Below are 11,354 nucleotides of genomic sequence, written 5' to 3' on the forward strand. Positions count from 1 at the left end.
GCCCGGGTTGCCCGACTCGCCCGGGTCGCCTGAGCCGACAGCCGTGGTCACGACCGCGCCGGGTACCCCGGTATCGATGACGATCTCCCAGCTGGTGCCGAAGTTCTCCGGCGGTACCCGGAATCCGAGCGGCTCGAAGTGCGCGTTGAAGAACAGCAGGAACGACTGGTCGACAACGGTCTCGCCGCGGTGGTTGCGGTCGGGTATGCCGTGGCCGTTGAGGAACATCCCGACCGACCGCGCCAGGCCGAACTCCCAGTCGGCATCTGACATCTCGGTGCCGTCCGGAAGCAGCCAGACGATGTCCTTGAGTGGCTCCCCGGCGTCGGTGAGCGGCTCCCCGGTGCCACTGCCCGCGGCAGCCGGCGAACCGGATGCCGGGCTGGGTTGCGCACCTGCGCCTGAGCCGGCGCCCGAACCAGCGCCCGAGCCGCGAATCGCGTCACCCTGGAAGAATCGCCGGCGGCGGAACACGGGGTGTTCCCGGCGGAGGGTGGACACGAGTGCGGTGAACTCGACCAGGCTCGCGTTGCGTTCGGCCAGGGACCAGTCCAACCACGAGATCTCGTTGTCCTGACAGTAACCGTTGTTGTTGCCGTGCTGGGTTCGCCCCATCTCGTCCCCTGCCACCAGCATGGGTACGCCTTGCGAAAGAAACAGGGTGGTGAGGAAGTTTCTGATCTGGGCCGCGCGTAGCGCGAGCACATCAGGATCGTCGGTCGGCCCCTCCACACCACAGTTCCACGACCGGTTGTCATCCGATCCGTCCCAGTTGTCCTCGCCGTTGGCTTCGTTGTGCTTGTTGTTGTAGGAGACCAGGTCGTGGAGGGTGAACCCGTCGTGGGCCGTGATGAAGTTGATGGACGCGGACGGGCGGCGGCCGTCGGATTCGTAGAGGTCGCTCGACCCGGTCAGGCGGGAGGCGAACTCGGCGATGCCGTGGTCCTGACCGCGCCAGAAGTCCCGCACGGTGTCACGGTACTTGCCGTTCCACTCGGTCCACAGCGGCGGGAAGTTGCCGACCTGGTAGCCACCGGCGCCCAGGTCCCAGGGTTCGGCGATCAGTTTGACCTGGGAGACGACCGGATCCTGCTGGACGAGGTCGAAGAACGAGGACAGTCGGTCGACCTCGTAGAACTCCCGTGCCAGGGTCGCGGCCAGATCGAACCGGAATCCGTCGACGTGCATATCGGTGACCCAGTAGCGCAGCGAGTCCATGATGAGCTGGAGGACATGCGGATGGCGGACCCGCATGCTGTTGCCGGTGCCGGTGTAGTCCATGTAGTAGCGCGGATCGTCCTCTATCAGCCGATAGTAGGCGGCATTGTCGATTCCGCGGAAGCAGAGCATGGGACCCATGTGGTTCCCCTCGGCCGTGTGATTGTACACCACGTCCAGGATCACCTCGATGCCGGCATCGTGCAGGTCCTTCACCATCAACTTGAACTCCTGGACCTGCTGCCCCGACCGGGCGGCGGCCGCGTAGGCGTTGTGGGGGGCCAGGAAGGCCAGCGAGTTGTATCCCCAGTAGTTGCGCAGGCCGCGGCTGACCAGATGCTCATCCTGGACGAACTGGTGGACGGGCATGAGCTCCACGGCGGTCACGCCGAGCGTGTGGTAGTGCTCGACCATGATCGGATGTGCCACCCCGGCATAGGTGCCCCGGTACTCCGCCGGAAGGTCCGGGTGCGCGATCGTGAGGCCACGCACGTGCGCCTCGTAGATCACGGTCTCGTTGTACGGGGTGCGCGGCGGTCGGTCGTTGTTCCAGTCGAAGAACGGGCTGATGACCACCGACTTCATCATCCGCGCGGCGGAGTCGGCCGTGTTCATGCTGTCCGGGTCGCCGAAGTTGTAGCCGAACACCGACTGGTCCCAGTCGATCTCGCCGTCAACGGCCTTCGCGTACGGGTCGAGGAGAAGCTTGTGAGGATTGCACCGCAGCCCCCGGGCCGGGTCGTGGGGGCCGTGCACCCGATAGCCGTATCGCTGGCCGGGGCCGATGCTGGGGAGGAATCCGTGGTAGACGAACGCGTCGACTTCCTTCAACTCGATGCGCGTCTCGGCGTCGTCGTCGTCGAACAGGCACAACTCGACCTTCTCGGCAGCCTCGGAGAAGATCGCGAAATTGGTCCCGGTGCCGTCATAGGTGGCACCGAGCGGATAGGGGCTGCCCGGCCAGACTTGCAACATACGCACGAAGCCTACGGGTGGTCGGGAACCCGGTCTCGGTGCACCCGTCCGGGATGCGTCTGGTCACATGATCTACTGGTCACATGATCGACCCGTGGCCGTGGTGAATCGTCCGGATATAGACCGGATGAACCCGACCTGTCAGCTGGGGGTCGGGTATGGACGCCACGGCACGCCATGGCACCATCGGTACCGCGTGGCGCGGACGATCGTGAGGCGAGATCGCAGGGGAAGGCGTAACTCGTCGACGGAGGTCCTGCGTGGTTGCAATGTCATCAACACGAGATCTTGTATCGGGTCCGGCGGCCTTCAAGGTTCCCGGCATGTTGGCGGTTCTGGCCTGCCCGCCGCCGCTGTGTCCGCACCTGGAGTTTGCCGTGTCCGCCGTACTGTCCTCGTCGGTGTCTCTGACCTGGAGCGAGCAGCCGCGCTCCGCGGGCGCGCTCTACGCGGGCCTGGAGTGGCGTGCCCCGTGCGGGACGGCCGGGCGCCTTGCCGGCCAGTTGCGCCGCCTCGGTCAGGTCTGCTTCGACGTGGTCGAGGCACCCTCGCCGGGATGTGACCCCGAGCGCTACTCCCATACGCCCGAACTCGGCCTGCACCGCGCATCGATCGCCGCGAACGGGGACATCGTCGTCGGGGAGGCCGCGCTACGCGCCCTCATCGAGCGGGGCGAGGGTCGCGAGACCCTGGCCCGAGGGTTGCACCGCCTGCTGGGCACGGCGTGGGACGAGGCACTTGAGCCGCTTCGGCAGGCAGCCCATGGGGCGCCGGTCACCTGGTTGCGCCGGACCGGCTGACCATCGCCTCCGGCCTGCGTGACGCGAATGTGTTAAGGATCATCAAGGTCGATGTGGTGAAGGCCACACCCGGTGGGGATCGTCCTAGCGGGCACATACCCCACCGGTCGTGCGTTGTGGGTTGCGCACGAGACGCACTCAATTCACGGGAGAATTTCAGTGGCCACCGATTACGACACCCCCCGCACCACCGATGCCGAGGAGGTTTCCGAGCAGAGTCTGGAGGCGCTCAAGGCGCGGCGGGCGGATGCGGCGGCTGACCTCGGGGACGAGGTCGACCCGTTCGAGGCCGAACTCGACCTACCCGGCGCGGATCTGGCCGGCGAGGAGCTGACGGTCCGCGTCCTACCCCGTCAGGCGGACGAGTTCACCTGCAAAAGCTGCTTCCTGGTCCACCACCGCAGCCAGCTCGCCGACAGCCGGCGGATGATCTGTGCCGACTGCGCCGCCTGAGGTACGAGCAATAGATCATCGATGGTGGTGGATGTATCCACCCGACCACCGGTCCGGCACCGGGTGAGCTCGCCTGATGGGAACGAACAGCCCGAACGCATCAGGCGGGTTCGCACGGTCAGGAGGCAACCACCACGACGCCGGCGTCACGTAGCTCGCTGATGGCCCGGGTGTCGTCACCGGGCTGGAGCCTGACGAACCGGGTGAGGGCGAGTGGCACCACCACCTGATAGCCACGTGCACGGCCGTCGAGAGCTGTCGCCTTCACACAGTGGTCCCCGGCGAGGCCTACCACCACGATGGTGGCGATTTCACGTGTCATGAGAATCGTGTGGAGTTCGGTCGCCTGTGCGGTGTCGGTGAGCGGATCCCGGACGGTGAATCCCGAGTAGCCGTTCTCACCGCCTGTCCCCTTGCGAACCACGGTTCCCTCAACCCGCAACGCCGGATGCAGTCGTGCGCCCACGGTTTCCCGTACGCAATGCGGTGGCCAGATGCCTCCGCCGGTGGAGAAGTGCGGGGTGGTGGGTGGATGCCAGTCCTGGGTGTACACCACCGGTGAACCTGCGGCCACCGCTTGTTCGATCTCGGCATTGACGGTCGGTATGAGCTCCTGCCCACCGGGGACGTACAGACTCCCGTCTGGCGCGGCGAAGTCGTTCTGCATGTCGATCACGAGGAGGGCGACGCCCGGTCGGTATCTCTCGGTCACAGGTCCGGTCATAGGTCGATTTTGGGGCTCCGCTCCGGATTTGGCGCGCCAGGGCCGGGCTCGCGATGGGCCGGGCCGGGCTCGCGATGGGCCGGGCTACAGTGGGCGGGTGCGTAGCAGAGACTACGGGCCTGACGTGCTGGCGCAGCAGAAACGCGCACGGCCTGCGCCACCGCCCACGGTGGAGGCCGAGCGGGAGCTGGTCGTCGAGGATGTCGCGACCGGCTTCTGCGGCGCGGTCGTCGAGGTGGAGGCCGGTGGGGTGGTGCTGGAGGACCGTCATGGTCGGCGTCGGGCCTTCCCGCTCGACCCCGGCGCCTTCCTGCTGGACGGCCGGCCGGTCACGTTGATCCGGCCCCAACGGTCGGCGCCCGCGGGCCCTGCCCGCACCGCGTCGGGGTCCGTGGCCGTTCATGACCACCGGGCGCGGGTCGCGCAGGCGAGCCGGATCTACGTGGAGGGGCTGCACGACGCAGCGCTCGTCGAGCGTATCTGGGGAGATGACCTTCGGGTGGAAGGCGTCGTCGTCGAATCTCTCGACGGAGTAGACGATCTTCCCGCGGTCGTCGCGTCGTTCCGGCCGGGGCCGTCACGCCGGCTCGGGGTGCTCGTCGACCACCTGGTCGCCGGTTCCAAGGAGAGCCGGATCGCCGCGTCTGTGACCTCGCCGCACGTGCTGGTGACCGGGCATCCCTACATCGACATCTGGCAGGCGGTGAAGCCGGCCTCCGTGGGGATCGCGGCGTGGCCGCGGGTGCCCCCGGGCGAGCCGTGGAAAGAAGGCGTGTGTCGTGCCCTCGGAGTCGCCGAACCCGTGGACATGTGGCGCCGGGTGCTTGCTGGCGTGCATTCCTACACCGATGTCGAAGTGGGTCTTCTCGGCGCGGTCGAACGTCTCATCGATTTTGTGACCGCGGAGACCGTGTGACGATGGATCCTCGGTAGATGCCTTCTCGGTCGCGGGCGTTCGCGATGGTCCTCGCAGCCGCCGTGCTCCTCTTGGTCGGCCTTGCGGCTCGTGGCGTGTCATCGCCATCTCGCGGGTCCGGTGCCCCGCCGCAGACGGACGCCGCCGTTGTCGGGCTGGCGCTGTCGGCGGGTCAGGACCGGCTACGGGGACGCACGATCCTGCTGGACCCCGGACACAACGGTGGTAACGCGGCGGCCGCCGCGGTCATCTCCCGCAAGGTGGACGCGGGTGGTGCGGAAAAAGAGTGCGACACCGCCGGCGCCGAGACCAACGATGGATACCCCGAACATGCGTTCGCCTTTGACGTCGCGATCCGGGCGGCTGCGCTGCTACGCGGACGCGGCGCCACGGTTGTGTTGACCCGACCGGACGACTCCGGGGTCGGCCCGTGCATCAACGAGCGGGCGCGGATCGGCAACGACGTCCATGCCGATGCGGCGGTGTCGGTGCACGCCGACGGCGGGCCGCCAACCGGTAGCGGCTTTCACATCATCGCCCCGAGCCTTGGCCCCGACGGCGCCAACGCCGTGATTCTCGCTCCGTCGGCACGTCTGGCGGACGCGCTGCGGATCGGGTTCGAACATGACACCGGCGAACCGCGGGCCGACTACGTTGCCGACGCGGGGTTGTCATTCCGTGCGGACCTCGGTGGGCTGAACCTGTCACGGGTGCCGAAGGTGTTCATCGAATGCGCCAACATGCGCAACCCGGCCGATGCCACGCGGGTCTCGGACGCCACCTGGCGTCAGCACGCCGCACAGGGTGTCGCCGACGGCATCACGCTCTTTCTCACGGCGCCACCGTCCTGAACGGCTGTTCGGGCGAGGGACGCCGTCTGGTTCAGCAGCCTGGTTCAGTCGGTGACCGTGATCGCGTGCTCCGGGCAGGCCTCGGCGCCCTTGCGTGCCTGATCCTGCAGGTCCGCGGGTACTTCCGGATTGGTGATCAGGCAGTAGCCGTCCTCGAGCTCGTAGACGTCCGGTCCGTGGACGTTGCATTGGCCGTGGCCGGCGCACACGGACGGGTCGACGCTGACGCGCATGTGTCCTCCTGTCGATCGGATGGGTCTGATTCGACGGGTCAGATCGGACGGGTCAGACCCGATGGGTGCTGTCATGCATACGGGCAGAGGCATTGTCGCACGCCCTCGGTCGGGTGGCGCCAATGGTGTGTGCCCCGGCCGGGTGGCCGGGGCACACAGTTGTACGCTCTGATGTGCCGACTGCGCAGGACGACTACCGCTTGCTCTCCGGACGCACGATCTCCCAGGTCACGTTGTCCCCGTGCTGGGCGGTGTAGAACACCCGCCAGCCATTGGTGAAGGCGTCCGGTACCCGGTCGCCGAGGATGCCGTGCTTGCCGGGGTCACCGTCGGAGACGTGGATCCCGGTGATCTCGTTGTCGCCCTCGTTCTGGAATCCGCTGCCACTGACGGAGCCGAGGCCCGAGTCGAGCGTGGCCGACGGGTCACGGCCCTCAGCGAGGAATCGCAGCGGTTGCACGCCATCGGCGTAGTTGTGCCACACGTCGAGCAGGTAACCGGAGTCGAGCGCGTTACGCTGGGTGTGCAGGGTGTCTCCAGCGTCCTCGACGAACGCGACGTGGTTGCGGTCGAAGAACGCTACGTTGTCGAATCCGGTGTGCGCCTGGTCGCCCTTGTAGAACAGGGAGAGCGTGCCGTTGTCAGCGGTCGGGTTGGTCTGGGTGAACTTGAGTACCGATCCCCAGCCGCCGTATTCGGCGTTCGCGACCGACCGTGCGTCGGTGTCGCCGGTCTCGTCGAAGTAGAACTCACGGAAGTCCGTACCCGGCCGGAACTGTCCGTTCTCCGGCCGCTTGAACGGGGTCGCGCCAGCCTGCTTCGCCGCCGCGTTCGCGTTGAACGCCAGCCCGCTGGCGTCGGTCGCGGTGTCGTGGATCGTCACCCAGTGGGTGTCGAAGGTCTTGCCGTAGGTGTGCAGATCCTTGGTGTCCTGGCTGAAGGCGTTGCCGTCGGGGTGGGCGGCGTCGATCGGCTGGAACGTGATCGGCTGACCGGTACCCGCCGAGATCACCTGCAGGGCCTGCAGCTTGCCGCCCTTGGTGAGGTCAGTCTTGTCCACCGGCACGAATCGGTAGAGGAAGCTGTTCGGCAGCTTGGTGAACTTGCCCGGGATGGTCGTGCCACCGGAGTCCTCGATGACCCACAGGTTACCGGCGGAGTCGTTCTGGATGCCCTCGTAGCCGCCGCGGCCCAGGACGGAGGAGATGTCCTCGACCTGCGAGCCGATGTCTGGCGTCGCCTGCCAGACACCGCCGTTGGCACCCAGCTCGGCGGTGAACAGCAGCCGCTTCGCCCACGGGTCCCAGGTGGAGCCGTCGATGTTCGGCAGGGCGTTACCCGCGACGTCTGTCGTGGCGAGCAGGGTGACCCGGTGGGCCGCGTCCGCGTCGAGGTTGATGCGGGTGATGTAGCCAGGCTTACCGACCTCGTGTCCCTGGAACAGGAAGTGGGTCCCGTAGTCGTAGCTCGGGTCGGCGCCGTGCTGACCGGTCAGCCGCAGGTAGGTGTTCTTGTCCGGCTCGGTCTTGGTGGCCTCGACGTTGTGCGTCGTGCTCTGCACGTCGCCCGGGGCCGGTAGGAGGTTCGCGGAGTCACCGTCGTAGCCGTAGTACGGCACCGAGGGTATGGCGTTTTCCAGTCTGTTCGAGCCCTGGGCGGCAACGATCTGGGCCAACTCCACCGACAGTGCGTTCTGCACCGGTACGTTGGGAGTCTTGGTGTTGGCGCTCGGTAGCGACGTCAGCCTGAGTCCAGCCGTGGTGGCCGGTCCCGCCTGCGCGGTCGTACCCAGCACCAGGCCGCCCAGCACAGCGGCGCCGGCCACCCCGCCGGCAACGATCGCTACCCGTGAACGTTTGGTCCTCACTGGCATCTACATCCTTCCCCCGGTGCCACACTCTGGGCACCCGGGGGAATACAAGCCGGTCCGGGCGACAGCAAGAGCACAGTTGCCCGGCGAATGTGGATCCGGCCTGTGAATATTGGATGGCCGGTTGGTCAGGCCCGGTTGGTCCGGCCCGGTTGGTCCGGCGGCCGGCGGCGCCAAAGCGCCCGGGGTAATCACTACCAACAGACAACAGGAAGAGTGATCCGCGAAGCGCACGAGACGTCCGCGATCAGCCACGTTCGCGGGTCCGTACGCACGATGCCCCCCGTGCCATGATTGGCATGCGGGGGGCATCGTAGAAGCCCTGGTAAACCGGGGTGGGCGATACTGGGATTGAACCAGTGACCTCTACCGTGTCAAGGTAGCGCTCTCCCACTGAGCTAATCGCCCCAGTTTGTTCGAGATTGTTCCTGAGGCGGAGGCGGGAATCGAACCCGCGTACAGGGCTTTGCAGGCCCTTGCCTAAGCCACTCGGCCACTCCGCCGGGGGAGGCCGGAACCAGCTTGACCTCTGACCTCACACAGTCTCGAGCGGACGACGGGATTCGAACCCGCGACCCTCACCTTGGCAAGGTGATGCTCTACCAGCTGAGCCACGTCCGCGTGCCCCACCGTTTGGCGGTGCAGGTAGCACTCTAGCGGACGATGGGGGAAGCGTCGAATGGACCGCCGTCCGATGTGCCGATGATGTGCAGTTCCTGGGTCAGAGTTCAGTACACCCCGATCAGTCGTGTGGGTCGTGTCTGTCCTGGTCGCGGGACGCGGCCCGGCCGCCCACGCCGGTAGCGTGCTTTGGATGGACGGCACAGCGCGGGACAGCTCTGACCAGGGCGGGTGGGCCGGGTCAGGCGGCGTCGCCAGCCGTTCGAGATGGGGCGCGGCACCTGTCGCCGGTGGGCCGTATGCCGTCGGTGGGCATCGCGAGGGCCGGTACCGTCCGTCACAGTGGCCCGGGCCGTTCGCGGTCGTCGGGGGCAGGCTCGCGACCGGAGTGATCGATATCACCGACGATCTGGCCGCGCTCGATCGCGGCGGGTTCTGGGCGGTGGTGGTTGATTTCGAGGGCACGGCACGGTGTGTTCGGTTCGGTGAGGTCCGGCCCGCGCCACCGTTGGCGGCACTTGCCGGCCGGCCCTGGCGAGGCCCGCCACGTGGAGCCTGGACCTCCAGTCTGGACAGCGCCGGCTACACCCAGGGGGTTCGCCTCATCCGGGCTGAGATCGCCGCTGGCGAGGTCTACCAGGTCAACCTGTGCCGGGTGCAGTCCGTGCCCTTGGCCGACGACGCCGGTGAGGCGGTCGCGGCACTTGCAGCCGCACTCGCGCGCGACAACCCGGCGCCGTATGCGGCGGTGATGTACGTCCCGGAGGCTGATATCCGGCTGGCCAGTGCGTCACCGGAGCTGTTCCTGTCGCGCCGGGCTGACGTCGTGAGATCCGGGCCGATCAAGGGAACCGGCCGGGTAGCGAACGATCTGTGGGACAAGGACATTGCGGAGAACATAATGATTGTCGATCTGGTCCGCAACGACCTGGGCCGGGTTGCACGTATCGGCGGGGTGAGCGTCCAGAGGCTGTGCGCGGTCGAGGCGCACCCGGGTCTGGCGCATCTGGTGTCAACGGTCCAGGCGCAGCTGCGACCAGATGTCGGTTGGCCTGAACTGTTCGCGGCGAGCTTTCCGCCGGGCTCGGTGTCCGGTGCCCCGAAGTCGAGCGCATTGCGCGTCATCGGAGAACTCGAACCGGCTGCTCGTGGACCCTATTGTGGTGCGATCGGCTGGGTGGACGCCGAGAAAGGGCTCGGCGAGCTTGCCGTCGGCATCCGAACATTCTGGTTCACGGCCGGGCGTCTGCACTTCGGCTCCGGCGCTGGAATTACCTGGGGCAGCGATCCGTGGGCCGAGTGGCGCGAAGCAGAGCTCAAGGCTGAGCGTCTGCTGAGGATCGCTTCGTCCACCTCGGAGTGACGCCGTCGAGGTCTGTATGGCGTCCCTACGGCCGGTCGGCCTCGAAGGAACACGGTTGCTGGGAGACCGGACACCTGACTTGCGACCCCCTGGGCCGGGGCGCTCACCCGTCCCGTCCCGGGGGGTGACGTCAGAGGTCGAAGGCCCGCCCCGGCCCCGTCATGTCAGGTTGCAGGTCCGCCCCAGATGAGCAGCGCAAGCTCTGCGTCCAAGTCGACGACATCGCTTTCTGCGCCGAGTGGGACCACCGAATAGGTGCGGCGAAGGAAGGACAGCACCTCCGAGCGCGGCATCTCGAACAGCGCGTGCCCCGATGGACTGGACAGGGAGAGGCAGACGATCCGTCCGCCGGACTGAGCCGCCGGCCAGACCTGCACGTCTCCGTCGCCGGCCGGACGCCGGACACCGTCGCTGAGGAGTTGCCGGGCGAACGTCCACTCGACAACCTCGTCCGCGCCCGTACGGAACCCGATGCTGACCGCGTACGGGTCCGCGGGTTCATAGCGCATCGTCGCCGCGACCGGCACGGGCGCCCCACCGGGAACAACGAGCCGAAGTGCGAGTTCTGCTGTGATGGAATCATGACGAATTGTCATCGGGCGGCCTCTCAGTGCTGCGGTGGTGCGGGCGAGCACCCGTGTAACGAGATAGTTCCCTCTTTGAGGCTCGTTGGAAACAAGGTTATGCGACTTGAACATCCGTTACGCCGGTTCGGGAGACTTGCCCGGCATGGAGCAGGTGTGCAGGCCGCACTTGGCCGGAAGAGACCACGGTGTGCGCCGTCCGTGATCACTTGTATCGGTTCGCGCCATGTGGCACACCCCCCGTAGGTCGATTACCCTTCGTGCTGGCTTGCTGCTGCCGCAGTGTGCGTCAGGGGAGGTCTACCCCTCCCGTGCTCGTCCCAATCGAGGTGAGTTGTGTCCGGATCGTGACCGAAGAGACTCCGTTCCGCAAGACCTAACGTCGTCGACATCGTGCGACGCTTCCGCGCGGCCCGTCGGTCTCGCCACAGCGTGGTCCCGGTCGGACCATCGGCGCCGCTCGGCCAGCCCCCGCCGTGGCCCCCGCCGTGGCATCGCCATGGCGGCGTAGTAGGCTGCAGATGTCTTCCGGGCGTATAGCTCAGTGGTAGAGCGCTGCCTTCACACGGCAGAGGTCCGTGGTTCGAAACCACGTACGCCCACCCATACCTCACAGGCGCTTGTGCCCCGTCGACAGGTCGTGCCCGACGGCTTGATCTCCTTCGTGGGCAGCCGGTGGTCAATATTTTTGATCATGTCCAGCCGGGCGCGCGATCTGACGATCGTCGCGCGCCCTTCGGCCCGCT

At 67.0% G+C, this 11,354-nt stretch carries 10 protein-coding genes and 4 tRNA genes; 6 read left to right on the top strand and 8 right to left on the bottom strand.

Annotated elements, in window-relative coordinates; translation table 11 throughout:
- Window positions 1-2,193 (bottom strand): glycogen debranching protein GlgX (glgX, locus tag U9980_RS07760; protein WP_322767317.1); only part of this gene is annotated, 2,193 nt, incomplete at its 3' end.
- A gap of 269 nt (window positions 2,194-2,462) precedes the next feature.
- On the opposite strand from glgX, the gene U9980_RS07765 reads away from it, so the two are divergent.
- Both U9980_RS07765 and U9980_RS07770 read left to right on the top strand, forming a co-directional pair.
- Window positions 2,463-2,993, top strand: coding sequence for a DUF3145 family protein (locus U9980_RS07765; protein ID WP_322767325.1), 531 nt, complete (start codon window positions 2,463-2,465; stop codon window positions 2,991-2,993).
- Between the two features lie 159 nt (window positions 2,994-3,152).
- On the top strand, window positions 3,153-3,446 hold the full coding sequence (locus U9980_RS07770; protein WP_322755642.1) for a DUF4193 domain-containing protein: 294 nt from the start codon (window positions 3,153-3,155) through the stop codon (window positions 3,444-3,446).
- Between the two features lie 118 nt (window positions 3,447-3,564).
- Here U9980_RS07770 and U9980_RS07775 read toward each other — a convergent pair whose 3' ends face one another.
- Window positions 3,565-4,158, bottom strand: a complete 594-nt coding sequence (locus U9980_RS07775) for an isochorismatase family protein (RefSeq protein ID WP_322767318.1) — start codon at window positions 4,156-4,158, stop codon at window positions 3,565-3,567.
- 109 nt (window positions 4,159-4,267) lie between these two features.
- Here U9980_RS07775 and U9980_RS07780 point away from each other — a divergent pair, with 109 nt between their 5' ends.
- Entirely contained in the window at window positions 4,268-5,086 is an 819-nt protein-coding gene (locus U9980_RS07780; RefSeq protein WP_322767319.1) for a DUF3097 domain-containing protein, read from the top strand.
- Between the two features lie 17 nt (window positions 5,087-5,103).
- Window positions 5,104-5,937: an N-acetylmuramoyl-L-alanine amidase gene (locus tag U9980_RS07785; RefSeq protein ID WP_322767320.1), complete on the top strand. Its 834-nt coding sequence runs from the start codon at window positions 5,104-5,106 to the stop codon at window positions 5,935-5,937.
- A 44-nt stretch (window positions 5,938-5,981) separates the two neighbouring features.
- Here U9980_RS07785 and U9980_RS07790 read toward each other — a convergent pair whose 3' ends face one another.
- The 5 genes from U9980_RS07790 to U9980_RS07810 form a co-directional block, all read right to left on the bottom strand.
- Window positions 5,982-6,170 (bottom strand): ferredoxin, encoded by a 189-nt coding sequence (locus U9980_RS07790; protein ID WP_322755646.1) that lies wholly within the window; start codon window positions 6,168-6,170, stop codon window positions 5,982-5,984.
- A gap of 193 nt (window positions 6,171-6,363) precedes the next feature.
- Window positions 6,364-8,043 carry an alkaline phosphatase PhoX gene (locus U9980_RS07795; protein WP_322767321.1) on the bottom strand — a complete coding sequence of 560 codons (1,680 nt, stop codon included), beginning with the start codon at window positions 8,041-8,043 and terminating at the stop codon, window positions 6,364-6,366.
- 333 nt (window positions 8,044-8,376) lie between these two features.
- A tRNA-Val gene (locus tag U9980_RS07800) sits at window positions 8,377-8,448 on the bottom strand.
- A gap of 23 nt (window positions 8,449-8,471) precedes the next feature.
- A tRNA-Cys gene (locus U9980_RS07805) sits at window positions 8,472-8,543 on the bottom strand.
- Window positions 8,544-8,588: 45 nt separating this feature from the next.
- A tRNA-Gly gene (locus tag U9980_RS07810) sits at window positions 8,589-8,661 on the bottom strand.
- Window positions 8,662-8,854: 193 nt separating this feature from the next.
- On the opposite strand from U9980_RS07810, the gene U9980_RS07815 reads away from it, so the two are divergent.
- A complete protein-coding gene (locus tag U9980_RS07815) occupies window positions 8,855-10,024 on the top strand; it encodes a chorismate-binding protein (protein ID WP_322767322.1) in 1,170 nt (389 codons plus the stop codon).
- Between the two features lie 164 nt (window positions 10,025-10,188).
- Here U9980_RS07815 and U9980_RS07820 read toward each other — a convergent pair whose 3' ends face one another.
- Complete coding sequence (locus tag U9980_RS07820; protein WP_322755649.1) at window positions 10,189-10,620, bottom strand: SsgA family sporulation/cell division regulator; 432 nt, start codon at window positions 10,618-10,620, stop codon at window positions 10,189-10,191.
- Window positions 10,621-11,138: 518 nt separating this feature from the next.
- Here U9980_RS07820 and U9980_RS07825 point away from each other — a divergent pair.
- Window positions 11,139-11,210, top strand: a tRNA-Val gene (locus U9980_RS07825).
- Window positions 11,211-11,354 lie beyond the last annotated feature (144 nt).

This window comes from Protofrankia sp. Cr1 (assembly GCF_963555865.1).
Taxonomy (GTDB): domain Bacteria; phylum Actinomycetota; class Actinomycetes; order Frankiales; family Frankiaceae; genus Protofrankia.